Source organism: Actinomyces lilanjuaniae, assembly GCF_003606385.1.
In the GTDB taxonomy this organism is placed as follows: Bacteria; Actinomycetota; Actinomycetes; order Actinomycetales; family Actinomycetaceae; genus Actinomyces; species Actinomyces lilanjuaniae.
The window spans coordinates 745,510-769,357 of record NZ_CP032514.1 but is presented as its reverse complement, the minus strand read 5'-3'; the positions used below and the strand labels follow the sequence as shown (position 1 = coordinate 769,357).

Annotated in this window: 25 protein-coding genes and 3 pseudogenes; 4 read left to right on the top strand and 24 right to left on the bottom strand. The window is 68.5% G+C overall.

The genetic code is table 11. From position 1 onward, the window contains the following. The first annotated feature begins 64 nt into the window (after window positions 1-64). On the top strand, window positions 65-1,141 hold the full coding sequence (locus tag D5R93_RS03365) for a ketopantoate reductase family protein (RefSeq protein WP_243106916.1): 1,077 nt from the start codon (window positions 65-67) through the stop codon (window positions 1,139-1,141). Window positions 1,142-1,283: 142 nt separating this feature from the next. Here D5R93_RS03365 and D5R93_RS13100 read toward each other — a convergent pair whose 3' ends face one another. From D5R93_RS13100 to D5R93_RS03335, 6 genes and pseudogenes are all read right to left on the bottom strand, one after another. Further along, window positions 1,284-1,442, bottom strand: a complete 159-nt coding sequence (locus tag D5R93_RS13100; RefSeq protein WP_162933805.1) for a hypothetical protein — start codon at window positions 1,440-1,442, stop codon at window positions 1,284-1,286. Window positions 1,443-1,590: 148 nt separating this feature from the next. Then, a complete protein-coding gene (locus D5R93_RS03355; protein ID WP_162933804.1) occupies window positions 1,591-4,764 on the bottom strand; it encodes an ATP-binding protein in 3,174 nt (1,057 codons plus the stop codon). After that, complete coding sequence (gene glmM, locus D5R93_RS03350) at window positions 4,761-6,122, bottom strand: phosphoglucosamine mutase (protein ID WP_120203802.1); 1,362 nt, start codon at window positions 6,120-6,122, stop codon at window positions 4,761-4,763. The genes D5R93_RS03355 and glmM overlap by 4 nt, the downstream gene beginning before the upstream one ends. Window positions 6,123-6,458: 336 nt before the next feature. Then, window positions 6,459-6,953, bottom strand: a complete 495-nt coding sequence (gene rpsI, locus D5R93_RS03345) for a 30S ribosomal protein S9 (protein WP_119837060.1) — start codon at window positions 6,951-6,953, stop codon at window positions 6,459-6,461. 48 nt (window positions 6,954-7,001) lie between these two features. Beyond that, window positions 7,002-7,445 carry a 50S ribosomal protein L13 gene (gene rplM, locus D5R93_RS03340; protein WP_119837059.1) on the bottom strand — a complete coding sequence of 148 codons (444 nt, stop codon included), beginning with the start codon at window positions 7,443-7,445 and terminating at the stop codon, window positions 7,002-7,004. Window positions 7,446-7,753: 308 nt separating this feature from the next. Next, a pseudogene (locus D5R93_RS03335) lies at window positions 7,754-8,739 on the bottom strand (tRNA pseudouridine synthase A). 225 nt (window positions 8,740-8,964) lie between these two features. Here D5R93_RS03335 and D5R93_RS03330 point away from each other — a divergent pair. The 3 genes and pseudogenes from D5R93_RS03330 to D5R93_RS03320 all read left to right on the top strand — a co-directional run bounded on the left by D5R93_RS03330 (window position 8,965) and on the right by D5R93_RS03320 (window position 12,949). Next, window positions 8,965-9,723: an ROK family protein gene (locus D5R93_RS03330; RefSeq protein WP_119837057.1), complete on the top strand. Its 759-nt coding sequence runs from the start codon at window positions 8,965-8,967 to the stop codon at window positions 9,721-9,723. A gap of 163 nt (window positions 9,724-9,886) precedes the next feature. Next, window positions 9,887-11,461 carry a Re/Si-specific NAD(P)(+) transhydrogenase subunit alpha gene (locus D5R93_RS03325; RefSeq protein WP_119837056.1) on the top strand — a complete coding sequence of 525 codons (1,575 nt, stop codon included), beginning with the start codon at window positions 9,887-9,889 and terminating at the stop codon, window positions 11,459-11,461. 22 nt (window positions 11,462-11,483) lie between these two features. Beyond that, a pseudogene (locus D5R93_RS03320) lies at window positions 11,484-12,949 on the top strand (NAD(P)(+) transhydrogenase (Re/Si-specific) subunit beta). 196 nt (window positions 12,950-13,145) lie between these two features. Here the strand turns inward: D5R93_RS03320 and rplQ are convergent. The 18 genes and pseudogenes from rplQ to rplX all read right to left on the bottom strand — a co-directional run bounded on the left by rplQ (window position 13,146) and on the right by rplX (window position 23,847). Continuing rightward, a complete protein-coding gene (gene rplQ / locus D5R93_RS03315) occupies window positions 13,146-13,919 on the bottom strand; it encodes a 50S ribosomal protein L17, sunset domain variant (protein WP_120203799.1) in 774 nt (257 codons plus the stop codon). 30 nt (window positions 13,920-13,949) lie between these two features. Further along, window positions 13,950-14,954 (bottom strand): DNA-directed RNA polymerase subunit alpha, encoded by a 1,005-nt coding sequence (locus D5R93_RS03310; protein WP_119837053.1) that lies wholly within the window; start codon window positions 14,952-14,954, stop codon window positions 13,950-13,952. A gap of 201 nt (window positions 14,955-15,155) precedes the next feature. Then, window positions 15,156-15,557 (bottom strand): 30S ribosomal protein S11, encoded by a 402-nt coding sequence (gene rpsK, locus D5R93_RS03305; protein WP_119837052.1) that lies wholly within the window; start codon window positions 15,555-15,557, stop codon window positions 15,156-15,158. Window positions 15,558-15,628: 71 nt separating this feature from the next. Beyond that, window positions 15,629-16,003: a 30S ribosomal protein S13 gene (rpsM, locus tag D5R93_RS03300; RefSeq protein ID WP_120205771.1), complete on the bottom strand. Its 375-nt coding sequence runs from the start codon at window positions 16,001-16,003 to the stop codon at window positions 15,629-15,631. 165 nt (window positions 16,004-16,168) lie between these two features. Continuing rightward, the gene (gene rpmJ, locus D5R93_RS03295) at window positions 16,169-16,282 is read right to left on the bottom strand and encodes a 50S ribosomal protein L36 (RefSeq protein ID WP_026408797.1); all 114 of its coding nucleotides are present in this window, start codon (window positions 16,280-16,282) and stop codon (window positions 16,169-16,171) included. A gap of 33 nt (window positions 16,283-16,315) precedes the next feature. After that, complete coding sequence (gene infA, locus D5R93_RS03290; RefSeq protein ID WP_003781847.1) at window positions 16,316-16,537, bottom strand: translation initiation factor IF-1; 222 nt, start codon at window positions 16,535-16,537, stop codon at window positions 16,316-16,318. A 305-nt stretch (window positions 16,538-16,842) separates the two neighbouring features. After that, window positions 16,843-17,723 (bottom strand): annotated as a pseudogene (map, locus tag D5R93_RS03285) (type I methionyl aminopeptidase). A gap of 56 nt (window positions 17,724-17,779) precedes the next feature. Further along, entirely contained in the window at window positions 17,780-18,364 is a 585-nt protein-coding gene (locus D5R93_RS03280) for an adenylate kinase (protein WP_243106915.1), read from the bottom strand. After that, entirely contained in the window at window positions 18,361-19,653 is a 1,293-nt protein-coding gene (gene secY, locus D5R93_RS03275; RefSeq protein ID WP_119837049.1) for a preprotein translocase subunit SecY, read from the bottom strand. The genes D5R93_RS03280 and secY overlap by 4 nt, the downstream gene beginning before the upstream one ends. Window positions 19,654-19,839: 186 nt before the next feature. Further along, the gene (gene rplO / locus D5R93_RS03270; RefSeq protein ID WP_119837048.1) at window positions 19,840-20,361 is read right to left on the bottom strand and encodes a 50S ribosomal protein L15; all 522 of its coding nucleotides are present in this window, start codon (window positions 20,359-20,361) and stop codon (window positions 19,840-19,842) included. A 1-nt stretch (window position 20,362) separates the two neighbouring features. Beyond that, window positions 20,363-20,581: a 50S ribosomal protein L30 gene (rpmD, locus tag D5R93_RS03265; protein ID WP_120205769.1), complete on the bottom strand. Its 219-nt coding sequence runs from the start codon at window positions 20,579-20,581 to the stop codon at window positions 20,363-20,365. Next, the gene (gene rpsE, locus D5R93_RS03260) at window positions 20,581-21,288 is read right to left on the bottom strand and encodes a 30S ribosomal protein S5 (protein ID WP_119837047.1); all 708 of its coding nucleotides are present in this window, start codon (window positions 21,286-21,288) and stop codon (window positions 20,581-20,583) included. The genes rpmD and rpsE overlap by 1 nt, the downstream gene beginning before the upstream one ends. A gap of 43 nt (window positions 21,289-21,331) precedes the next feature. Further along, window positions 21,332-21,712 (bottom strand): 50S ribosomal protein L18, encoded by a 381-nt coding sequence (rplR, locus tag D5R93_RS03255; RefSeq protein WP_119837088.1) that lies wholly within the window; start codon window positions 21,710-21,712, stop codon window positions 21,332-21,334. Between the two features lie 2 nt (window positions 21,713-21,714). After that, on the bottom strand, window positions 21,715-22,254 hold the full coding sequence (gene rplF / locus D5R93_RS03250; protein ID WP_119837046.1) for a 50S ribosomal protein L6: 540 nt from the start codon (window positions 22,252-22,254) through the stop codon (window positions 21,715-21,717). A 21-nt stretch (window positions 22,255-22,275) separates the two neighbouring features. Further along, complete coding sequence (gene rpsH, locus D5R93_RS03245; protein WP_119837045.1) at window positions 22,276-22,674, bottom strand: 30S ribosomal protein S8; 399 nt, start codon at window positions 22,672-22,674, stop codon at window positions 22,276-22,278. 57 nt (window positions 22,675-22,731) lie between these two features. Then, window positions 22,732-22,917, bottom strand: a complete 186-nt coding sequence (locus D5R93_RS03240; RefSeq protein WP_119837044.1) for a type Z 30S ribosomal protein S14 — start codon at window positions 22,915-22,917, stop codon at window positions 22,732-22,734. Between the two features lies 1 nt (window position 22,918). Continuing rightward, window positions 22,919-23,500, bottom strand: coding sequence for a 50S ribosomal protein L5 (gene rplE / locus D5R93_RS03235; protein WP_119837043.1), 582 nt, complete (start codon window positions 23,498-23,500; stop codon window positions 22,919-22,921). A gap of 2 nt (window positions 23,501-23,502) precedes the next feature. Next, entirely contained in the window at window positions 23,503-23,847 is a 345-nt protein-coding gene (gene rplX / locus D5R93_RS03230; RefSeq protein ID WP_119837042.1) for a 50S ribosomal protein L24, read from the bottom strand. Window position 23,848 lies beyond the last annotated feature (1 nt).

Below are 23,848 nucleotides of genomic sequence, written 5' to 3'. Positions count from 1 at the left end.
GGACGGGGCCTCTAGCCACGGCGACTGAAAGCGGCCTGAAACCGCCGAGCCTCAGGCTTGAGGCATGACGACCCGCAAGCATCAGTACCCGCACAGATCCATGGACGTCCTCGTCATCGGCCTGGGAGTCATCGGGACGACGTACGGCTACCTGTTCCACAAGGCAGGCCACGACGTCGAGCACCTGGTACGTGGCTCCAGCCCGAGGGCCGGCACCACCTCGTTGGAGGTCGACCTCCTGGACGGGCGCAGGGCCCCGAGGGGGACTGCCTCGCGCGACAGCTACGAGGTCCGCCCTAGGACGCACGAGCGCTACGACCTCATCGTGGTCAGCGTCCCCTACAAGGACGTGGCCACCGTGATGCAGGACCTTGGCACGCTCGGTGTGGAGGGTCCCGTCCTCCTGTGCGGAGGCTTCTGGGGGGAGCGCAGCGAGCTTGAAGAGCTCACCTCCGGCCGTGGGACCGTCCTGGGCTACCCGGTTGCGGGAGGACGCATGAGGGACGGCGTGCTCAGCTGCTGCGTGTTCGACCACTTCATGCTGGAGCGCGAGGACACGGCCCGCCTTGACCACCCTGACAGCCCTGACGGCCCTGACGGCTACGGGAAGGTCGAGGCGCTCTTCCGCTCCTGCGGCATCGCCCTGGAGCACCCCCACGACATGCTGGAGTGGACGTGGCTGCACATGGCCGTCAACGCCGGCGTGGTGTCAGTGGCCGGGGTGTACGGTGATACCAACGACACCGCTGCGGCCGCGGAGAAGATGATGGGGTCCTCCACCATACTGGCTCACGTGGTCAAGGCCGTCCGTGAGGCCTCAAGGATCGTCGAGGCTCGCGGCGTGGAGCTGAGGAGGTACCGCGGGGACCTTCTCCCCTACCGTCTTCCTGCCGTGGTGTCGGCGCCCATGATGAGACGCATGTTCTCCCGCAACGTCCTGACTCGCAGGATCATGACGCTGCACACCAACATGGCGGATCTGCTGGCCGTGTGCCGTGACGTCTACGAGTACGGCAGGCGCAGCGGCGTGAGCGCGCCCGTGTTCTACGAGGCCTACGAGACCACTCTCGCCAAGGTGCGCCAGGCACCGTCAGCGCCGCCGACGTCGGCTGAGCCGCCCCGGGGTGCCTGGTCATCATGACGCCCGCCGCCCCCGCAGCCGTGGTGCGCCACCAGCGCGCCACGTCCTGAGGCCCCGGGGCCGTCCCGGTTCCGGGGCGGCCCCACCCACCCGTGCCAGGGAGGTGGGAGAGCGCCTCTACCAGCCCGCGGACCAGCACGCCTCACAGCCAGCCTGACAGCCCCTCCAGCAGCCGCGCCATGTGTTCCGGGCAGCGTGACCTGCTCAGGCGCCCCACGCGCTCCTGGGCCTCGCGGAGCGCCTGGGGGCCGGGCTGGCCGAGCCGCCCCGCGGCCGCGAGCAGACGCGGACGTGAGACCACCAGGCAGGTCTGGTTGTGCCCCAGACGCAGCGCTGTGGCAAGCAGCTCCGCTCCCAGCCGCCCCGCCTCCTCAGGCAGTCCCAGCCCGTCCTCCGCCGCGTCCGCAGCCTCCTGGGGCCATCTGGCTCGCGGGCCGGCCAGGCAGCCGTCATGATGGACAGCCCGGTCGCCGCCGCGAGCGTGGCGATGGTCGGCAGGTCCTGTGTGCCCGCCCTCGCGGGCCCAGGGTCCGGCCCAGCGCGCGGAAGGCACGACGACGCACCGCGAGAGGGTCCAGTCCCCGGCGCTCGGGACCGGTCAGGGCGGCGTCAACGACCAGGCAGAGGGCCAGCCCGTAGAGCTCCCACGGCCCCCCGGGCACCGCGGCGCCGTCGAGGACGACCATGTCAAGAGCCTCGCGGCTGTCAAGGGCCGCCTGGCGCCGTCTGCCAGCCAGCAGGTGCATCTCAGAGCTGGCGAGGCGGACCGTCGACCGTACCGTCCCAGGCACGTTCACGGACGCCATCTCCTCCAGGAGCGCGTCGGCCGCCTGAGGTGTGGGATGAAGATAGACCCGGCAGCAGCGGCTCAGCATGTCCACCACCCAGGTGTGGAGCCCGCGCTGCGGCAGGTTGCTGCGCTCCAGCACCTGGGACAGCCGCTCGCACTCGCGTGCGCCCCGCGCGTACTCGCCCATCTCCAGCAGCAGCCTGAGGCGGTCCAGCTCCAGCCCGGCGAGGTGGTGCCCGGGCAGGCCAGCCGTTCGCACCCGGTCCAGGAGCGTCTCCGTCAGGGTCAGGGCCGTCTCAAGACGGCCCTGGTTCTCCAGGTCAGTGCACACGCAGCGTCCTGCCGCCCAGGCCACCCAGACGTCCTCGTCCAGGGCGAGTACCGGCCAGTCCTCCCGGCGGGTGCGTGCTAGGCGCCGCACCGCCGCCCCCTGCGCGTCATCGAGCCCGCCCCCGCCAGGCACGGCCCGGCGGACCCGCTCAGGCAGGGGGCCGAGCAGCCAGGTGGACACGCACAGGCGGTACAGGATCCTGGAGCGAGCCCGGGCCCCCGGCTGGTCTGGCGGTGGCGTGACAACCAGCTGGTAAAGACGAGGGCCCCAGGTCGCCATCTGCGGGAACGCCCAGCTCGATGACCAGCAGGTCACCAGCGCAGCCCCGATGACGCAGGCATCCTCCAGGTCCCTGCCCGGCTGGTGCCCGGAGCCGGCCCAGGCACCCAGGGCGCGTTCCAGCTCCTGGACGAGCCCAGTCTCCTCGAGCATGACCGAGGTGACCGCCGGGGACGAGTCCGGAGAGGCTGAGCCACCGGCGTCACCGCTACAGCCATCCTGACCACTCGTTTCCTCCTGCCGGCCCGCCTCCACGGCCAGCAGAGGCGTGCACAGGCCCAGCGCCCAGGCGCGCACGGCTGCACGGTCCTCGGCATCCTGCGCTGCGTCCACCGGAAGCGACAGCACCAGCTCACGCACGCTGGTGAGCACCCGGAACCGGGGGACTGCCAGCTCCTGCACGCCAGCAGGTACCAGCCCAGGGGCGAGGTCCTGCACCCCTTGTGCCCCGGGTCCGCTCCACGTCCTCTGCGCGCCCTGGGCCCCCTGGACACCAGACCAGGCAGCCTCCGCGACCAGCAGGAGGGACTGTGCCACAAGAGCCTCGACGAGCACAGGAGCCTCGGGTCCCAGCACCGCCTCAGCGGTCTCCAGGGTGAAGCCGTCAGCCAGGAGCGCAGCGCGTCTGAGCGCGCGGCGCGCTGCGGGCTCCAGGAGGTCCCAGGACCACTCGAGGACAGCGGCCAGCGTGCGCTGGCGCTCAGGCAGGTCACGGGAACCGGTCAGAACAGCAAGGTGGCCGGGAAGACGCTGGCCGATCTGGGCGAGGGACATGGCACGGGTGCGTGCGGCAGCCAGCTCAATAGCGAGCGGTATCCCGTCCAGCAGGGCCAGCAGAGGGGCCAGGTCAGCCTGGTCCAGCGGCTGGTCGGGGCGCACCGCCGCAGCACGCTGACGGAAGAGCTCCTCCGCGTCACCCCTGGCGAGAGGGCCGAGGCGGTGCACGCGCTCGCCCGCAAGATCCAGGACGCGTCGCGAGGTGACCAGCACGTGCAGCGCAGGCATTGTGCTCAGGAGGGGAGCCAGCAGGTCGGCCAGCACCGGGGCAAGGTGCTCACAGTCGTCCAGGACGAGCAGCGTTCCCGGACTGGCCAGGACCTCCCCCAGCCTGCGGCGCGGATCACTCCCGGCATCAAGGTGCGCACCGAGCCCGGCCAGGAGCACGCGGGCCAGACGCAGGACATCGGGGCCTGAGGGGCTCTCGGCGCCGCCAGGGCACCACCTGGTATGCCGCGGCGCGTGCTCGGTCATGGACAGGACGTGGACCACCGGCAGGACGCTGCGCGCGGCCACGGCCTGGGCCAGACGCGTCTTACCGACCCCGCCCGGTCCGGTGATGGTCACCAGTCGGCTGGTTGCGACCGCGTCCTCCACGGCGCGCAGGTCTGCCCCGCGACCGACCATCGGTGTGGAGGCGTACCGTATCCCGCGGCGAACCGGCTGCTCGGCGCTCAGCGCGGCCTCGTGGGCGGCGCGTAGCACAGGCCCGGGAGCGGCCCCGGACTCGCGCAGCCGACGCCGGTAGGCCTCATAGCGCTCCAGAGCCGCTGCTGGCGAGCTGGTCCAGGCCTCGTCGCGCACGAGGGCAGCTAGCACGGGCTCGTCCGCCGGGTCGTACTCAGCCAGCGCTGGCAGCAGCACCATGGCCTCGGCGTAGCGGCCCAGGTGGTCCAGCGCCAGCGCCCTCTCCCGGACGAGCCGGTGCAGCAGGCGGGCCGCCTCCCCCACGAGCTCACCGTGAGGACCCTGGCCCGCCGTGGCGCCACGCCCTGGCATCTGCGCACCCTGCTCACTCACAGCGGTGTCCGTGACAGCGACCACCCGCGCCAGCTCCTGCTGCCTGGCCGCATCGACGGCCAGACGGGCGGACCTGACCACGATGAGGTAGTCGACGTCGTCGGCACGCAGCGCCAGACGGTAGCCGATGGCCACGCGCTCGACCGCGCCAGCGCCCAGCAGGGAGCGGGCACGGGAGACAACGACCTGGAGGGACTGACGAGGGCGAGCTGGGCGCCGGTGCGGCCACAGTCCATCGGCAAGCTCATCCTCACTTGCCCCGCCCTGCCCGGCAGATGCCAGCAGGCAGAGAAGGTCACGGGTCCTGCCAGTCAACGGCCTTCCCTGCCACGAGGGCACAGGGTCAAGAAGGCGCAGCCGGGGCGCAGGAGCGGCAGGGCGCTCCCCCGCTCCGGCAGCCTGCCCTCCGCCTGGCCCGGCGGTCACAGGCTGAGGTTGTCCTTGACGACACAGGCCAGCGACCCGGCGACGCGGTCCGCCTGCTCCTGGGTGGCGGCCTCGACCATGACACGCACCAGCGGCTCGGTGCCGGAGGGGCGCAGCAGCACGCGCCCGGTCTCCCCCAGCTCCTTCTCCGCCCGGGCCACGGCGTCCTGGACGGTCTGGTTGGTCCCGGCGGCCGCCTTGTCCACGCCCTTGACGTTGATGAGGGTCTGCGGCAGCCGGGTCACCACGGAAGCCAGCTCGGCCAGCGTCTTCCCTGTGCGCTTGACCCGGGCGGCCACGTGCAGGGAGGTAAGCACGCCGTCACCGGTGGTGGCGTGGACGGTGTCGATGACGTGGCCGGACTGCTCCCCACCCAGGGTGTAGCCGCCCTGGACCATCTTCTCCAGCACGTAGCGGTCCCCCACGCCGGTCTGGACCGTGCGGATACCGTGCTCACGCATGGCCAGGATGAGGCCGAGGTTGCTCATGACGGTGACGACGAGGGTGTCACTGCCCAGGGTGCCGTCAGCCTTCATGCCGATAGCGAGCATGCCCATGATCTGGTCGCCGTCCACCAGGTTGCCCTCGGCATCCACCGCCAGGCAGCGGTCGGCGTCGCCGTCGTAGGCCACACCCATGTCCGCGCCCACGGACACCACGTAGCTCTGCAGCTGCTCGGGGTGCGTGGAGCCGCAGCCGACGTTGATGTTAAGGCCGTCCGGAGAGGCGTTGATGACGATGACCTCGGCACCAGCCGCCCGCAGCGCCGCCGGACCGACCGCGGAGGCAGCACCGTTGGAGGCGTCCACGACGACACGCAGGCCCGACAGGTCGGTGGCCGCGGAGTCCACGAGGTGGTTGATGTAGTTCTGGTCAGCGATGGTCTCGCCCTTGATGACTCGGCCCACCTCAGCCCCCGTGGGGCGGTTGTCCACCTTGCCCAGGAGGGACTCGATCTCGTCCTCCACGGCGTCAGGCAGCTTGTAGCCCCCCCGACCGAAGAACTTGATGCCGTTGTCTGGAAAAGGGTTGTGGGAGGCAGAGATCATGACTCCCAGCTCCAGGTCCTGGGTCGCCGTCATGTGGGCGATAGCCGGTGTGGGCAGCACGCCCACGCGGGTGACGTCCACACCCGATGCCGCCAGGCCCGAACTGATGGCGTGGTCGAGGAACTCCCCCGAGGCGCGCGTGTCACGCCCGACGATGGCCCGGGGCCGACTGCCGCGTGCCCCGGTAGGAGCAGGAGCGTCCCTGGTAAGCACCCGGGCCGCAGCCTCGCCGAGCTGGACAGCCAGCGTGGGGGTGAGCAGGTCGTTGGCCAGGCCACGCACGCCGTCGGTTCCAAAGAGTCGAGCCATGAGAAGAACCTCCTGGGATTGGTGTACGGTCAGGAAACCGGTCACTACGTCAGCCCCATCCTGCCACGCGCGCCCCCGGTCCAGGACACACCCGCGTTACATCCGCCCAGTCGCGGACAGCCCTCCCTGCCCGCCTTGAGAATTCCTGAGACTCCTCCCCGCGAGCACCTGAGAGCCTGCGGAGCCCCGCTCGCGTCGCCACCGCCGCCACCACGCGGTGGCACACCTGCGGTGCAGGCGTAGTGGGACGACAGGCGACAGCACTGCCCCCGTCGCCCTGCGCTCACGCGAGGACGACGGGGGCTAGTGGAGTGGTGACCCCGGAGGCGGATCCGGTCAGCGCTTGGAGTACTGGGGGGCGCGACGGGCCTTGTGCAGACCGGCCTTCTTGCGCTCCACGGTACGAGCGTCGCGGGTCAGGAAGCCAGCCTTCTTCAGGGTGGCCCGGTTGGCCTCCCGGTCGATCTCGTTGAGGGCGCGGGCGATCCCCAGACGCAGCGCACCCGCCTGCCCGGAAACGCCCCCGCCACTGATACGGGCAATGACGTCGAAGCGGCCCTCCAGGTCAAGGACGGTGAAGGGAGCACGAACCAGCTGCTGGTGCAGCTTGTTGGGGAAGTAGTCCTCCAGCGTGCGGCCGTTGATGGTCCACTGGCCTGTGCCGGGCACCAGGCGGACGCGGGCCACAGCCTCCTTACGGCGCCCCAGGCCGCTGCCAGGAGCGGTGACGGACTGGCCACGGCCCTCCACAGGAGCCTCGGTCTCAGTGGTGTAGCTGGACGGTACGTTGTCCTCGTCCAGCGCGTCGGTGTCGACAGTGGTCTCAGCCACGGTATGTCCTTTGCTTGTCTGCTTGTCGTGAGTGCCGAGCGCAGGGCGCTACTGGGCGACCTGGGTGATCTCGAAGGGCTGCGGGTTCTGTGAGGCGTGCGGGTGCTCGCTGCCGGCGTAGACCTTGAGCTTCTTGAGCTGGGCGCGACCGAGCTTGGTGTGGGGCACCATCCCCTTGACCGCCTTGGACACCGCCCGCTCGGGACGCGTGGCCAACAGCTCGGTGTAGGGCACGGCCTTGAGACCGCCAGGGTAGCCGGAGTGACGGTAGGCGAACTTCTTCTCAGCCTTGCCGTTGGTCAGGACGACCTTGTCAGCATTGATGATGATGACATAGTCGCCGCAGTCCTCGTTGGGAGCGAACTGCGGCTTGTGCTTCCCACGGAGCAGGGTCGCAGCCTGGGCTGCCAGACGGCCCAGGACGACGTCGGTGGCGTCAATGACGTACCAGCGCTTCTCGACGTCGCCAGGCTTCGGTGTATACGTGCGCACGGACGTTGCCTTCGTTTCTCTTGGCGGGCGGACGCGCCGAGGCACGTCAAAGCGTCGCGGCTCGGCGAGACCACCATGGTCAGGTGAGTGGTCGGAGCACGGGCGATCCAGGCGAGTGGGAGACACCTGTGGACACGCAACCCTTGTGCTGCACGACTCTCACACACTACCGGCCGGGAGCAGCAGCGGTCAAAAAGTCGGGCCGACACGCCCCCGTGAATCCCACCACGTATCCCACGTAGCCCACGTATCCGCAGTACCGGAAGCGCCCGGAGGCAGCCGACACTGCCAGCCCGGGGAACACGCAGTCAGCACAGGGACCTCCGCACCCGGGAGCGTCTGGCCTGCGCCGCCAGCCCGTGCGCGTCCGGGTAGGCCACCTCCTCCAGGGTCAAGCCGTGGGGCGGCGCCACCGGAGCCGCCCCACGGCGGCTGCGGGCGGCGAGGAGCCGAGCAGGCCAGGCGACGGGACGCCGCCCCCGCCCCACCTCCAGCCCCGCCCCACCAGGGAGCGCACCATGGAGTGGCAGAAGGCGTCGGCCTCGACGCTCAGGGTGACCAGGGAGGCGTCGGCTCCCGCCCCCTCCACGCGCTGCCAGCACAGCCGCCTCAGGTCGCGGACCGTGGAGGCCCCCTGACGCGGTCTGCAGAAGGACAGGAAGTCGTGCTCGCCCAGGAGCGGGAGCGCACTGGCCTGCATCGCCTCGACGTCGAGCACGCCCTCCGTCCACAGCACGTGGCCGCGACGACGTGGGTCCCGCAGGCTCGCCCCGTCGCTGATCCGATAGGTGTAGCGGCGCCACAGGGCGCCGAAGCGGGCGTCAAAGTCGGGACCGACCTGGCTGGCGGCGGTGACGACCACGTCACTGGCCCCACGCGGCACCCGCCCTGCCGCCCGGGTGCTTCCCGCCGTCGGCACCCGCTCGTCCTGCCCGCCTCCTGGCCCCTGCGACGACGACTCCACCGTGCTCGGCAGGTCTGGGACACGCCACGCCTGCCGGGCCTCCCGGGCCAGGACTCCAGTGAGCCGGGTCAGCAGCGCCTGCTCGGGGGCGCGCCGGGACCGCCCGGGCAGGGCCTGCCAGGCAGCGGCAGGCACGTCAAGGTGCACGACCTGGCCGACAGCGTGCACCCCTGCGTCGGTGCGCCCCGCAACAGTCAGGCGCACAGGGGTGCGCAGCACCGTCGTCAGCGCCGCTGTCAGCACACCTTCTACCGTGCGCAGACCAGGCTGGGCGGCCCACCCACTGAACCCTGCCCCGTCGTAGGCGAGGTCCAGACGAACCCGTACCACACCCGTGCCCGCCCCGTCCGCGGAACCAGACGCAGCCACGCCTTCAGGGCCAGGGCTACCGCCGACCTTGCGCCGCTTGCTCATGGGCCTATTCGACCACGCCACCCTGACCGCTCTGACCACACCACTCCGGCCGCGCCGACCACACGCCTCCAGCGCCCGGGCGGTCCAGGCGCCCGCAGCCGTGCCGGGCGCTGCCGCCCGGCACGCGCTAGCATCAGTCCCGTGAGCTCACTGACCACCCTGTGCGTCGACTGTGGTGGCGGCGGTATCAAGGCCTCTGTCCTGGACGCCGAGGGCAGCACCGTCTCACGTGCCGTGCGCACCTCCACACCCTACCCCCTGCCCCCGACCAAGCTGGTGGACACCATCGAGGCCCTGGCGGACCAGCTGCCCCGCGCCGACCGAGTGACCGTGGGCATGCCCGGGATGATCCGCCACGGCGTGGTCGTGTCCACCCCCCACTACATCACCCGGGATGGACCGCGCTCGCGGGTCCTGCCCGAGCTGGTGGACCAGTGGGCCCGTTTCGACATGGCCAGGGCGGTCTCCCAACGCCTCGACGCTCCGACACTGGTCCTCAACGACGCCGAGGTCGCCGGAGCCGGCGTCGTCACCGGCCACGGGCTGGAGATGATCATCACCCTGGGGACCGGCCTGGGTAACGCGGTCTTCGACAACGGCGTCCTGGCACCGCATGTCGAGGTGTCCCAGGGGCCGGTACGCTGGGGGCTGTCCTACGACGACTACATCGGCGAGCACGAGCGGCTGCGGCTGGGCGACGCCCACTGGTCGCGGCGCGTGCGACGCGTCGTGGACTCGCTACGGCCCATGTACCTGTGGGACCGCCTCTACCTGGGCGGCGGGAACTCACGACGGATCACCGCCGCCCAGCTGACCCGGATCGGTGACGACGTCGTCGTGGTCCCCAACGAGGCTGGCATGACCGGAGGCGCACGCTGCTGGCTCATGGCTGCCCGCTGACCGGGACGGAGGGACCCGCTGCCAGCCCGGTGCCGCAAAGACGTCACTCGGCTCGCCTGAGCGGCTAGTCTTGTCAGTGCTGACGGGTCTCCCTATGATCCTCCCACGGCCCGCAGGCTCCCCCTACGCAGCGGCGCCCAGGACCGGGGTGAAGGAGTGACACGTGCGTACTGGAATTCCCTGTGAGAAACCAGGTCAGGCCCTTGTCGCCGCGACGCCGCAGACGGTGTCGCGGCTGGTCCGTCTCGGCTACGAGGTGCACGTCCAGCGCGGCGCCGGGCAGGCCGCCAGCTTCCCTGACAGCGCCTATGAGGAGGCCGGGGCCCGGGTCACTGACGAGGCCCAGGTATGGGACTGTGAGGTGGTGCTGGGGGTGGACGCCCCTGACGAGGAGCACCTGGCGCTCATGAGCCCGGGTACGACCTACGTGGGACGTCTTGCCCCCGCACGCAGCCCCAGGCTCGTCGAGGCCCTGCGGGCACGCGGCCTGACCGGGCTCGCCCTGGACGCGGTACCCAGGATCTCGCGCGCGCAGGCGATGGATGTCCTGTCCTCCCAGGCCAACCTCGCTGGCTACCGCGCCGTCATCGAGGCTGCCGCCCACTTCGGCCGGGTGTTCACCGGCCAGGTCACGGCAGCAGGCAAGCTTCCACCCGCCTCCGTCTACGTCATCGGTGCCGGGGTGGCCGGGCTGGCAGCGATCGGGACCGCCTCCTCCCTGGGGGCACAGGTGCGTGGCACCGACGTGCGTCCTGAGGTCGAGGACCAGGTACGGTCCATGGGGGCGACGTTCATCCCCGTCCCCTCCGCGCCCGGGCACCAGGAGGCCTCCAGCGACGGCTACGCCAGGCAGATGAGCGCCGAGCAGGCAGAGCTGGCTGCCGCCCTGTACGCCAAGGAGGCGGCCCAGGCTGATATCGTCATCACCACCGCAAGCGTCCCTGGGCGGCAGGCACCGGTGCTGCTGAGCCGCGCCGCGCTGGAGGGGATGCGCCCGGGATCGGTCGTGGTGGACATGGCTGCTGCCAACGGCGGCAACACCGAGCTGACGGTCCCCTCCGAGGTAGTCCTTACTGACGGCGGCGTCACCATCGTGGGCTACACGGACCTGGCCGGACGGCTTCCCACCCAGGCCTCCCAGCTCTACGGGCAGAATCTGGTCAACCTGCTCACGCTCATGACCCCGGCCAAGGACGGCGTGCTGAGACTGGACCTGGAGGACCAGGTGGTACGGGGCATCACCGTCACCCACGCGGGCGAGATCCTGTGGCCCCCGCCTGCCGTGACCGTGTCCGCCGCCCCCACGGCCGGGGCAGGCACGGTGCCACCAGCTACCCAGGCGCCTGACACCTCAGCGGCGTCACAGGAGGCGGCGCAGAACCGAGCCAGGAGCGCCGCCCGTGCCCGCCGGGCAGGCCTGGTAGCTGCTGCCCTAGCCCTGGCAGCACTGGTCCTGGTCACACCCGTCGCGGTGGCGAGCCACTACATCGTGCTCATGCTGGCGGTGGTCCTGGGCTTCTACGTCATCTCCAACGTCACCCCGGCCCTGCACACTCCACTCATGTCCGTGACCAACGCGATCTCCGGCATCATCCTGCTGGGGGCAATCTCGCAGGTCGGTAACGACAACCTCCTGGTCAGCGCCGTGAGCTTCCTGGCAGTTGTCCTGGCCTCCGTCAACGTCTTCGGCGGCTTCGCGGTGACCCACCGCATGCTTGCCATGTTCAGGAAGGACTGAGGCGATGCCACCCGCACCGTCCATGCTGCTACCTGCCCTGTCGGCTCCCGCGTCCACGGCGTCTGGCACCTCGGCTGGCCTGCCCTCCCCCGTGGCCCTCGCCTACATAGCCGCCGCGCTCCTGTTCATCCTGGCTGCCGCCGGGCTGTCCCGGCATGAGACCTCGACCCGGGGCAACTTGGCCGGCGCCCTGGGCATGGCTGTAGCCGTGGCTGCCGGAACGGCCCTGGCCCTGACCTCGGACCCGGGACAGGGGGTGGTGACCACAGCGATCCTGATCGCCCTGGCACTTGCTGTCGGTGCCGTCATCGGGATGGTGCTGGCCAGGCGTGTGGCCATGACCGGTATGCCCCAGCTGGTGGCCGTCCTCAACGGCCTGGTCGGGCTGGCCGCCGTGCTCGTGGGATACGGCTCCTACGTCGCTCCCGACAGCCTGGCGGCCACGCTCGGCGTGTTCCACCGCGGTGAGGTCTTCCTGGGGGTGTTCGTGGGCGCGGTGACCTTCACCGGCTCAGTGCTAGCCGCGCTCAAGCTCTCCGGTCGAGTGCCGGGCCGTCCTGTCACGCTGCCTGGGCGCAACTGGCTCAACCTGGCTGCGCTGCTGGTCTCCCTGGGCCTCATGGTGGCTTTCATGGCCCTGCCCGAGCACTCCCCTGCCGCCTGGGCGTGCCTGGCGACGATGACGGTTATCGCCCTGGCCCTGGGAGTGCACCTGGTTGTCGCCATCGGCGGCGGCGACATGCCCGTCGTAGTGTCCATCATGAACTCCTACTCGGGATGGGCCTCCGCCTTCACAGGTTTCCTGGTCAACAACGACCTGCTGATCATCACCGGCGCCCTCGTCGGCTCCTCGGGAGCCTATCTGTCCTACCTCATGTGCCAAGCGATGAACCGTTCCTTCGTCTCTGTGCTGCTGGGAGGTTTCGGTACCGAGGGAGTCACAGCCGAGCTCGGCACCGCCGAAGGGACGATCAACGAGATCGACGCCATAACCACCGCCCAGCTCCTCCAGGAGGCACGGCGGGTGGTCATTACTCCTGGGTACGGAATGGCTGTGGCACAGGCCCAGTACCCGGTTGCCACCCTCACAGCGATGCTGCGCAACGAGGGGGTCGAGGTCGTCTTCGGCATCCACCCGGTGGCTGGCCGCCTCCCCGGTCACATGAACGTGCTCCTGGCCGAGGCCAAGGTCCCCTACGACCTCGTCCTGGAGATGGACGAGGTCAATGACGACCTGGGGGAGGTGGATGTCGTCCTGGTCATCGGGGCCAACGACACAGTCAACCCGGCTGCAGACGAGCCAGGCTCACCCATCGCGGGCATGCCGGTCCTACGGGTGTGGGAGGCCAGGCGTGTCATCGTCTTCAAGCGCTCCATGGCCACCGGCTACGCGGGAGTCCAGAACCCCTGTTCTTCAAGGACAACACCTCTATGCTGTTTGGCGACGCCAAGGGCACTGTCGAGGACATCATCCGCGCGCTGGAGTAGAGACCCTTCCCACCCCTGAGGCCGCAGGCGCTAAGCCGGGTCCCGCCTCAGGGGGTGGTCCGTCCCGGAAGACGCCCAGGAACGCGAGATACACGAGTGCGGGGTCCGTCTCACCCACCGAAAGGCGTGAGACGGACCCCGCAGTCAGCAGACACCCATCTGGAAGGGGCTTCGCCGAGCCGGAAGCGAAGGCTGTCTAGGCCTCCTCGGTCACCTTCTGGGCTGCCGCACCACCAGCAGGGGAGAATCCTGCGGCCTGTGCCGCCTCGGCCGAGGCGAACCACACCTCGGCCACAGTAGCGTCGTACCAGCGCGAACCGGGCACGTGGTACTTCATGGAGTCCTCGTTCCCCTTGACCTGGTGGTCAGCGTCTGGGGCCTCGGTGGACCCCTCCGCCAGCCGGACAGAGCCCGCGTAGTCCTTCTTCTCGGACTTCTCGGACTCGCTGCCAGCCTGCGAGGACCCCGCGTCCTCCGCCTCCTGTTGTGACGGGGCCGAGGCGTCGTTGTCCCTCCTGGCGGCGCTGGTCGCGGCCTCAGCCTCCTCAGCGGCCCGGGTCGCTGCCCGCTTGGCTGTGGCCACGGCATCGGCAACCACCTCCTTGCGCGCCACCGGCTCCAGCACCAGGGAGATGACCGCCATCGGCGCGTTGTCACCCTTACGAGGCGCGGTCTTGACGATACGGGTGTAGCCGCCGTCGCGCCCCTCGAGCTGAGGAGCAAGCACCTCAAAAAGACGGTAGACGGCGAACTTGTCCGTCACCTTCTTCATCACGGTACGACGAGCGTGCAGGTCACCACGCTTACCCTTGGTGATCAGCTTCTCGACATAGGGACGCAGGCGGCGGGCACGAGCCTCGGTGGTCTTGATGGACTCGTGGACGATCAGCTGCGTGGCAAGGTTGGCCAGCATGTGGCGCTCGTGCTGGGCGCTACCGCCCAGCCGGGGGCCCTTGGTGGGGCGAGGCATGGTTGTCTCCTAGGTGAATGACGAGTGGCCTCAGGCCTGCTGCTCGTCGCTGAACGTGGGGTTGGCGGTGTAGTCGTCGTCGGAGACGTAGTCGACCGGCGAGCCCTTGAGGGACAGCCCCAGCTCGGCCAGCTTGTCCTTGATCTCCGAGATGGACTTCGCACCGAAATTACGAATGTCAAGCAGGTCAGCCTCGCTGCGTGACACCAGCTCACCAACAGTGTGGATGCCCTCCCGCTTGAGAGCGTTGGAGGAGCGGGCCTGCAGGTCCAGCTCGTCAATCATGAGCGCCAGGTCCTGCTGGAAGGCCTCGTCCACCGGCGACGGGCCCACCTCGATCCCCTCCGCCTCGACGTTAAGCTCACGGGCCAGGCCGAAGAGCTCGACCAGCGTCTTGCCTGCGGAGGCCAGGGCGTCTCTCGGGGTCATCGAGGCCTTGGTCTCCACGTCCACAATCAGCCTGTCAAAGTCCGTGCGCTGCTCTACACGGGTGGCCTCGACTTCGTAGGAGACCTTCCTGACCGGAGAGTAGATGGAGTCCACCGGAATACGGGAGATCTCGGCGTTAGGGTCCTTGTTCTGGTTGGCGGAGACGTAGCCGCGGCCACGCTCGACAGTCAGCTCGATCTCCAGCTTGCCCTTCTCGTTGAGGACGGCGATGACCAGCTCGGGGTTGTGGATCTCGACCCCGGTCGGCGGGGTGATGTCACCGGCCACGACGGCGCCCGGACCCGACTTGCGCAGGTACATCACCACCGGCTCGTCGTTCTCCGAGGACAGGACGATCTCCTTGATGTTCAAGATGATCTGGGCGACGTCCTCCTTGACGCCCGGGATAGTCCGGAACTCGTGAGGCACCCCGTCAATGCGCACGGAGGTGACAGCCGCTCCCGGGATGGAGGACAGCAGCGTACGCCGCAGGGAGTTGCCGAGCGTGTAGCCGAATCCGGGCTCGAGAGGCTCGAGCACGAACCGCGACCGGCGGTTCTCCTCGACAACCTCCTCGGTCAGCGTGGGTCGTTGTGCGATAAGCACGTGGTTTCCTTTCGTCGCGGCGCCCGCTATATGACGCCGTTCCTGATCAGGTTGGACGGCCAGTCAGAAGGCTGTGCCGACCCTGGCGCTCCGCCGACAGCGGCTGGAGGCCTCAAGGACCGCGGCACCCCTAGAAGGCCTAGAAGGCTCGGAGAAAGCACTCGCAGGGGCGGCCACGTCCCGGTGAGGTCCAAATGAGGCTCAGACGCGACGGCGCTTCGGCGGGCGGCAGCCGTTGTGCGCCTGGGGAGTGACGTCAGTGATCGGGCCGATGTCCAGGCCGGCTGCCTGCAGCGAGCGGATAGCGGTCTCGCGGCCGGGACCCGGGCCCTTGACGAAGACGTCGACCTTCTTCATCCCGTGCTCCTGGGCACGCCGTGCGGCGGCCTCGGCGGCCAGCTGGGCGGCGTAGGGGGTCGACTTGCGCGAGCCCTTGAAGCCAACCTGCCCCGAGGAGCACCAGGCGATGACAGCGCCCTGAGGATCAGTCAGAGAGACGATGGTGTTGTTGAACGTGGACTTGATGTAGGCGTGGCCGTGGGTGACGTTCTTGCGGTCCTTACGGCGCGTCTTGCGCGCGGTGGCGCGGGTCTTAGGGGGCATTCTTCCTTCTTCGTGGTGAGATCGTCCTACGCGGCGGGCGCAAGCCCGCTCAGCGTCTGCTTACCTGTGTGTTACTTGGCCTTCTTCTTACCGGCCACCGTGCGCTTGGGACCCTTACGGGTGCGCGCGTTGGTCTTGGTGCGCTGGCCGTGGACCGGCAGGTGCCGACGGTGGCGCAGGCCCTGGTAGCAGCCGATCTCGATCTTGCGACGGATGTCCGCCTGGACCTCACGCCGCAGGTCGCCCTCTACCTGGTAGGTGGAGTCGATGTGGGTTCGCAGGGCGACGAGCTCATCCTCAGTCAGGTCCTTGACGCGGGTGTCGGGGCTGACCCCCGTTGCCGCCAGGGCCTCGACCGCACGAGTGCGCCCGATCCCGAAGATGTAAGTCAGTGCAACCTCCACACGCTTGTCGCGAGGTAGGTCAACACCAGAAATGCGTGCCACGATGTGGTTCTCCTGTGTGCTCCCGGAGGTCGTCACCCGTCTCCCCCGCCCCGCAGGGCGGCCCCGGCCTCCGAGAACCGGGGGTTGCGGTCCCGCTGCCTAAGCAGGACTGGCTGGGACAGGTGCCTTGTGTGGTGGCCAGGGGCCACGGTGCGTGGGCTGGACTCAGCCCTGTCGCTGCTTGTGCCGCGGGTTATCGCAGATGACCATGACGCGGCCGTGGCGACGAATCACCTTGCAGCTGTCACAGATCTTCTTGACACTCGGCTTGACCTTCATGCTGCTCCTCCGTCGGCTGTACTGAGCCGGCTCTCACTTGTAACGGTAGACGATGCGACCACGGGACAGGTCGTACGGGCTGAGCTCGACGACCACCCGGTCCTCGGGAAGGATACGAATGTAGTGCTGCCGCATCTTTCCGGAGATGTGCGCGAGCACTACGTGCCCGTTGCTCAGCTCAACCCGGAACATCGCGTTCGGAAGGGCCTCGACGACCGATCCCTCGACCTCGATGACTCCGTCCTTCTTAGCCATGTCCCTCCAACAGTGGTTGTTCGCTCGAACGTGCCCGACGACGAGCGCCGCCCGGCGGACGCCGCTGCCGACCACAGGAACTTGGTCCACGGCACCGGCTGCCGGAGGACAAGGTGCATGGGCAGGAAGGATCGACGGACAGGCGTCCAGCAGCAAACTCTACGGCAGGAACGCTGTCACCTACCATGCCCTGGCGGCCACGTCCGCGGTGTTTCCGGACACACCGACACTTGCGGCCTGCCGTCGGCCTGATCGGGAGTGGTCCCGACGTGCACCGCCCCCAACCGCGTGCCAAGGGCCGCCTGTCAGGACAGGACCACCGGCGCCAGGCCAAAAGGCTCTAGCCCCTGCGCTCCCCCGTCCGGCGCGGTCAGGACCCACACCCCCCCGGGAGGATCGCGACCGTGTGCTCCCACTGTGCTGCACGCGATCCGTCACAGGTGACGACGGTCCATCCGTCGTCGAGCTCGCGTACCCGAGGCGGCCCGGCGGTCAGCATCGGCTCGATAGCCAGGACCATTCCGGGCCTCAGCCTGGGGCCCCGGCGGCTCACCGAGTAGTTGAGCACGTCGGGCGACATGTGCATCTGCGTGCCGATCCCGTGCCCCACGTACTCCCGGAGAATACCCAGCCGGTGCCCGTGGTGCTCAGCGGCCCGCTCCACCACGGCCTCGACAGCGTCACCGACCACGTTGAGCCTCCCCCCGCGACCGGAGGCGCCACTCTGGACGGCGACCGCGACGGCAGCCACAGCCGACCACAGGGCCTCATAGGTCGTGGTGTCCACGAGCTCGTCGAGAGGGTCCTGATAGGTACCCCCGACCACGGTGGTGAAGGCGGCGTCACCGTGCCACTGAGTCCCCTCCTCGTCCACGACGTAGGCGCCGCAGTCAAAGGTGACCAGGTCCCCGGCCCGCAGCCTGCGCTTCCCCGGGACTGCGTGCACGACCTCCTCGTTGACGGACACGCACACGGTGGCCGGGTACCCGTAGTAGCCCAGGAAGTTGGACCTGGCACCAGACTGTGCGATGACCTCGGCGGCCACCACGTCAAGCTCTGCAGTGGTGACCCCGGGCGCCACGGCCTCCCGCAGGGCAGCGTGCACCTTCGCCACCACCAGGCCGGCACGACGCATATGCCGGACCTGGTCAGGAGTCCTCAGTTGGATCTGCTCCCGTGAGAACACGCTGCACTCCCTTCTGCCCGGACGGCTGCCCGAGCACTATCCCACCGCAGCCGGTCCTAGCCGACCAGGTCGTGCCGGGACAGTGCCGCGAGGATGCGCTGCGTAACCTCCTCGACGTCGCCCATGCCGTCCACGCTGACCAGCAGGCCTCGACGCGTGTACAGGTCCACCAGCGGCGCGGTGGCCTCGGCGTAGACCTTCAGCCGGTGGCGGATGACCGGCTCGGTGTCGTCCGCGCGGCCCTGCTCACTGGCACGCCTCAGCAGGCGCTCGACAACGGCCTCTTCCTGGGCGGTGATCTCCAGGACCAGGTCCACGCGGGACCCGGAGGAGGCCAGCATCTCGTCCAGGGCAGCGACCTGAGCCTGCGTACGCGGGTAGCCGTCCAGCAGGAACCCCTCACGGCAGTCCTCCTGGCTGATCCGGTCAGCCACCATCGCGTTGGTCACCGAGTCCGGTACGTACTCACCGCGGTCGATATAGCCCTGGGCCTGGGTCCCCAGCTCAGTTCCCTCGGCGACGTTGGCACGGAAGATGTCCCCGGTGGAGATCGCCGGGACGCCCAGGTGCTCAGCGACGCGAGCGGCCTGGGTCCCCTTTCCCGCGCCAGGTGGACCGAGAAGAACCATGCGTGCACTCATGACAAGAACCCTTCGTAGTGGCGCTGCTGGAGCTGGGAGTTGATCTCCTTGACGGTCTGGAGACCCACTCCCACCATGATAAGGATGGTGGTGCCTCCGAAGGGCAGGGTCTGGGCCAGCCCCAGCCAGATCACCGCGACAGTCGGAAGCAGGGCGAGAAGGACGAGGTAGATGGCACCCGCTGTGGTGACACGGTTGATGACGTAGGTCAGGTAGCGCACCGTCGGTTCCCCGGCACGAATTCCCGGGATGAACCCGCCGTAGCGCTTCATGTTGTCCGCGGTCTCCTCGGGGTTGAAGGTGATCGCGGTGTAGAAGAAGGCGAAGCACAGGATGAGGACGGCGTAGGCACTCAGGTAGAGGGGGTGAGTCTGCTGGAGGTTGTTCATGATCCAGATGACCCACCCGTCGGTGGGGCGGCCGAATCCGGCAACCAGCTGGGGCATAGCCAAGATCGAGGAGGCGAAGATGACCGGGATGACTCCAGCGGTGTTGATCTTGATCGGGATGTAGGTGGTGGACCCTCCGTACTGCCGACGACCGATCATCCGCTTGGCGTACTGGACGGGGATGCGGCGCTGCGCCTGCTCCACAAAGATCACGGCCAACGTGGCCGCCAGAACCACCGCCACCACGATGAGGAAACGTGACAGGCCGTTGTTGCCCCCGGCAATGGAGATCATGTTGGCCGGGAACTGGGCGACGATGGAGGTGAAGATCAGCAGGGACATGCCGTTGCCGATGCCGCGCTCGGTGATCAGCTCGCCCAGCCACATGATGAGTCCGGTCCCTGCTGTCATGGTGACGACCATGAGAGCCAGGGTGACGAAGGAGGCGTCAGGCACGACCTCCACGGAGCAGCCTACGAACAGCTGGCCGGTGGCCGCTGTCGACACGATGGTGGCTGACTGCAGCAGGCCCAGGCCGATAGTGAGGTAGCGGGTGTACTCCGTCAGCTTGGCGGTACCGGCTTGGCCCTCCTTGTGGAGCTCCTCGAACCGGGGGATGACCACGCGCAGCAGCTGGATAATGATCGACGCGGTGATGTAGGGCATGATTCCCAGGGCGAAGACGCTCAGCTGGAGCAGCGCCCCCCCGGAGAAGATGTTGATCAGGCTGAGCAGGCCCTGCCCCTCAGCCTCTCCTACGCAGACCTGGACGTTGGCCATGTCCACGCCTGGAGCGGGCACTGTCGATCCCAGGCGGAACAGAGCCATGATGCCCAGGGTGAAGAGGAGCTTGGCCCTGAGGTCGGGCGTCCGAAACGCCTGGATGAACGCGCTGAGCACTCGATCTCCTGTGTACTCGGTAGTGTGTCGTGTGGTCGGTCGTGTCTCACGGCTCCACCCGCCAGACGGGTGGGACACCGGGTATGCGCCCAGGTCAGACTACCGTTGACGGAGCCCGGCCTCCAGGATGCTCCTGGACGGGCCGGGCTCCGTCACGCGTTCGTCATGGGCAAACGGGTGCGCCGCTCACCGGGTGGTGATGGACCCACCTGCGGCCTCGATCTTCTCCTTGGCGGAGCCGGACCAGGCGTCCACGGTGACCGTGAGAGCCACCGTCACGTCACCGCCGCCTAGGACCTTGACCAGGTGGCCCTTGCGCACCGCGCCGACAGCAACCAGGTCCTCCACGGTCACCGTGCCGCCAGCAGGGAAGAGCTCAGCGATACGCCCCACGTTGACCGGCTGGTACTCCACCCGGTGGGGGCTGCGGAAGCCGCGAAGCTTGGGCAGGCGCATGTGCAGGGGCATCTGCCCGCCCTCGAAACCAGGGCGGACCTGGTAGCGAGCCTTGGTGCCCTTGGTACCCCGCCCGGCGGTCTTTCCCTTGGAGCCCTCACCACGACCCACACGAGTCCTGGCCTTCCTAGAGCCCGCCGCAGGCCGCAGGTGGTGCAGCCGCACAACCCGGGACCCACCTGCTGCCTGCGTCTCAGGACCACCCTCAGTGTCCTTCTGGGTGTCCCTCTGTGTCTTCCTGGACTCAGCCATCTCAGACCTCCTCAACGGTAACCAGGTGGCGCACCGTGGCAATCAGACCCCGCACGGAGGGGGAGTCCTCCCGTACAACGCTCTGACGGATCCTGCGCAGCCCCAGGGTGTGCAGCGAGGCACGCTGGCGGTGGGTGCCGCCGATGCCAGAACGGACCTGCGTGACCCTGAGCCGTCTGGCACCGTGCTCACCGCTCTGCCTTGTCGTGGTGTCAGCCATCACGCACGCACTCCTTCTGCGGCCTTGTCGGCCTCCTTCTTCTCAGCCTCGGCGCGCCTGTCGGCCTCACCCTCAGCGCGGGCTCGCAGCATCGACTGCGGAGCGACGTCCTCCAGGGGCAGGCCCCGGCGGGCGGCGACACCCTCAGGCTGCTCCAGCTGCTTAAGGGCATCCACCGTGGCGTGGACGATGTTGATCGCGTTGGAGGAGCCCAGCGACTTGGACAGGACGTCGTGGACACCGGCGCAGTCCAGGACGGCACGCACCGGGCCGCCGGCGATAACGCCGGTACCCGGGGAGGCAGGACGTAGCAGCACGATGCCTGCGGAGTCCTCGCCCTGGACCAGGTGCGGGATGGTACGGCGGATCATCGGCACGTGGAAGAAGCCCTTCTTGGCGACCTCCACGGCCTTGGCGATCGCGGCAGGCACCTCCTTTGCCTTGCCGTAGCCCACGCCCACGGTCCCCTCGCCGTCACCGACGACCACCAGGGCGGTGAAGGTGAAGCGGCGGCCGCCCTTGACGACCTTGGAGACACGGTTGATCGAGACGACGCGCTCGATGTACTTGTCGTCGTTGCTCCGGCCACGGTCCCGACGGTCGCCGCCACGGTCACGGCGGCCGCGGCCCTCGCCCCGGCGCTCCTCGTTCTCACGCTGGGTCGAGCCGTCAGACGACGCGGACCCGTCTCGCTGCGGTGCAGCCATCAGATGTTCCTCTGCTTTCTCGTCGTCTCTGTCGTCGTGGTGATCACAGCGTCAGGCCTCCTTCACGGGCACCTTCCGCGACGGCTGCCACCCGCCCGTGGTACTTGTTGCCTCCACGGTCAAACACGACAGCCTCAATGCCCAGCGCTCTGGCCCGCTGCGCCACGAGCTCGCCGACCCTGCGGGCCGCTCCGACCTTGTGCCCCTCAACACCCTTGGCTGCCTGCTCCAGGGTTGAGGCGGCGCACAGCGTATGGCCAATGGTGTCGTCGACAACCTGGGCCACCATGTGCCGGTTGGAACGGGTCACCACCAGGCGAGGACGCTCGGGCGTACCGCTGACCTTCTTGCGCACGCGCTGGTGGCGGATCTTGCGGGCCACGGCCCGGGGGCTTCCTTTGCCCCTCTTGATCGAGTAAGCCATGGTCACTTACCAGCCTTTCCGACCTTACGACGCACGTTCTCACCCGCGTAGCGCACACCCTTGCCCTTATAGGGCTCCGGCGGACGGATCTTGCGGATGTTAGCGGCGACCTCGCCAACCTGCTCCTTGGAAATGCCCGACACCTTGATCTTGAGGTTGCCGTCCACCGTCAGGGTGACTCCCTCCGGCGGTTCGACCGTCACGGTGTGGGAGAAGCCCAGCGACAGCTCGATGCCCTGCCCCTTAGCGACCACGCGGTAACCGGTGCCGACGATCTCAAGGTTCTTCTCGTGCCCCTGGGTCACGCCCACCACCATGTTGTTGATGAGAGTGCGCGACAGGCCGTGAAGGGAGCGGGAACGGCGCTCGTCGTCGGGCCGCGTCACCAGGATGGAGCCGTCCTCCTGACGAGTCACGCTCAGCGGCTCGGCAACGGTCCGGGACAAGGTACCCTTGGGGCCCTTGACCGTCACCTCGTTTCCATCAATTGTCACATCCACTCCGGCCGGGACCGGAACGGGGAGACGTCCAATACGAGACATGGTTTTCCTCCGCTCCTTGCCTCACCAGACGTAGGCGAGGACTTCGCCGCCCACGCCCCGGGACTCAGCCTGCCGGTCGGTGAGGAGGCCGGAGGAGGTGGACAGGATCGCCACTCCGAGCCCCCCCAGGACCTTGGGCAGGTTCGTGGACTTTGCGTAGACGCGCAGGCCGGGCTTGGAGATCCGGCGCAGGCCCTGGATAGCGCGCTGGCGGTTGGCACCGTACTTCAGGGTCAGCGTGAGCGTCTTGCCGACCTCGGCGTCCGTCACCTCGTAGTCAGCGATGTAGCCCTCGGACTTCAGCATCTGGGCGATACTGACCTTGAGCTTGCTCGACGGCATGGAAACAGAGTCGTGGTGGGCGCTGTTTGCGTTACGCAGACGAGTCAGCATGTCTGCGATGGGGTCTGTCATAGTCATGAGTGGGCCTCGGCCCTTCCTCGTCGTGGTTTCCTCTCGGACCTGCGACGTAAGTTCTTACCAGCTGGACTTGCTCACGCCGGGAAGCTGGCCCGCCAGGGCCATCTCCCGCAGGCAGATACGGCACAGGCCGAACTTGCGGTACACGGAGTGCGGACGTCCGCAACGCTGGCAGCGCGTATAGGCGCGCACGCCAAACTTGGGCTTGCGGTTGGCCTTGTTGATCAGAGCGGTCTTCGCCATGTCACTTCTCCTTGAAGGGGAAGCCGAGCTGCTTGAGCAGGGAGCGGGCCTCCTCATCGGTCTTGGCCGTGGTCACCACGGTAATGTCCATGCCGCGCACGCGGTCGATCTTGTCCTGGTCGATCTCGTGGAACACGGACTGCTCGGTGAGACCAAACGTGTAGTTGCCGTTGCCGTCAAACTGCCTGGGACTCAGTCCCCGGAAGTCGCGGATCCGCGGCAGGGAGATGGAGATGAGACGGTCGAGGAACTCCCACATCCGGTCTCCGCGCAACGTGGCGTGCGCCCCGATCGGCATACCCGCCCGCAGCTTGAACTGCGCGATGGACTTGCGCGCCCTGGTGACCTGGGGCTTCTGGCCGGTGATGGCGGCGAGGTCCTGCACGGCGCCCTCAATCATCTTCGAGTCGTGGGCCGCCTCGCCCACACCCATGTTGACGACAACCTTGACGACGTTACCGACCTCCATCACGTTGCCGTGCTGGAACTCCTTGAGCAGGGCAGGACGCACCTCCTGGGTGTAGCGCGTCTTCAGCCGTGGGGTCATCTTCTTCTCAGCGCCCCCGTCAGTGCTGTCAGCCATGGTTACAGGTCCTCCCCGCTCTTCTTCGCGTAACGCACGCGCACAGTACGCTTACGGCCGTTGGGACGCTCCCCCTCCTCGAGACGGAAGCCCACCCGGGTGCGCTTCTTGGTCTTGGGGTCCACGAGCATGACGTTAGACATGTGGATCGGCGCCTCAACGGTCTCGATACCGCCGGTACGAGCCCCCTGTGCGGACTGCCCCACCTTGGTGTGCCTGGTAACGCGCTGGACGCCCTCGACCACCACCCGGTCCGTGCTGCGGTGGACCTCCAGGACCCGGCCTGTTTTGCCCTTGTCCTTGCCTGCAATGACAATGACCTGGTCGCCCTTCTTGACGCGCGCCATG

Bases quoted from the DNA above. Each gene is read 5' to 3' on its own strand.
- D5R93_RS03365 (WP_243106916.1), top strand. From the start codon at position 65: ATGACGACCCGCAAGCATCAGTACCCGCACAGATCCATGGACGTCCTC.
- glmM (WP_120203802.1), bottom strand. From the start codon at position 6,122: ATGGCTCGACTCTTTGGAACCGACGGCGTGCGTGGCCTGGCCAACGAC.
- rplQ (WP_120203799.1), bottom strand. From the start codon at position 13,919: ATGCCTCGCCCCACCAAGGGCCCCCGGCTGGGCGGTAGCGCCCAGCAC.
- rpsK (WP_119837052.1), bottom strand. From the start codon at position 15,557: ATGCCCCCTAAGACCCGCGCCACCGCGCGCAAGACGCGCCGTAAGGAC.
- rpmJ (WP_026408797.1), bottom strand. From the start codon at position 16,282: ATGAAGGTCAAGCCGAGTGTCAAGAAGATCTGTGACAGCTGCAAGGTG.
- infA (WP_003781847.1), bottom strand. From the start codon at position 16,537: ATGGCTAAGAAGGACGGAGTCATCGAGGTCGAGGGATCGGTCGTCGAG.
- D5R93_RS03280 (WP_243106915.1), bottom strand. From the start codon at position 18,364: ATGAGTGCACGCATGGTTCTTCTCGGTCCACCTGGCGCGGGAAAGGGG.
- rplO (WP_119837048.1), bottom strand. From the start codon at position 20,361: ATGGCTGAGTCCAGGAAGACACAGAGGGACACCCAGAAGGACACTGAG.
- rpmD (WP_120205769.1), bottom strand. From the start codon at position 20,581: ATGGCTGACACCACGACAAGGCAGAGCGGTGAGCACGGTGCCAGACGG.
- rpsE (WP_119837047.1), bottom strand. From the start codon at position 21,288: ATGGCTGCACCGCAGCGAGACGGGTCCGCGTCGTCTGACGGCTCGACC.
- rplR (WP_119837088.1), bottom strand. From the start codon at position 21,712: ATGGCTTACTCGATCAAGAGGGGCAAAGGAAGCCCCCGGGCCGTGGCC.
- rplF (WP_119837046.1), bottom strand. From the start codon at position 22,254: ATGTCTCGTATTGGACGTCTCCCCGTTCCGGTCCCGGCCGGAGTGGAT.
- rpsH (WP_119837045.1), bottom strand. From the start codon at position 22,674: ATGACTATGACAGACCCCATCGCAGACATGCTGACTCGTCTGCGTAAC.
- D5R93_RS03240 (WP_119837044.1), bottom strand. From the start codon at position 22,917: ATGGCGAAGACCGCTCTGATCAACAAGGCCAACCGCAAGCCCAAGTTT.
- rplE (WP_119837043.1), bottom strand. From the start codon at position 23,500: ATGGCTGACAGCACTGACGGGGGCGCTGAGAAGAAGATGACCCCACGG.
- rplX (WP_119837042.1), bottom strand. From the start codon at position 23,847: ATGGCGCGCGTCAAGAAGGGCGACCAGGTCATTGTCATTGCAGGCAAG.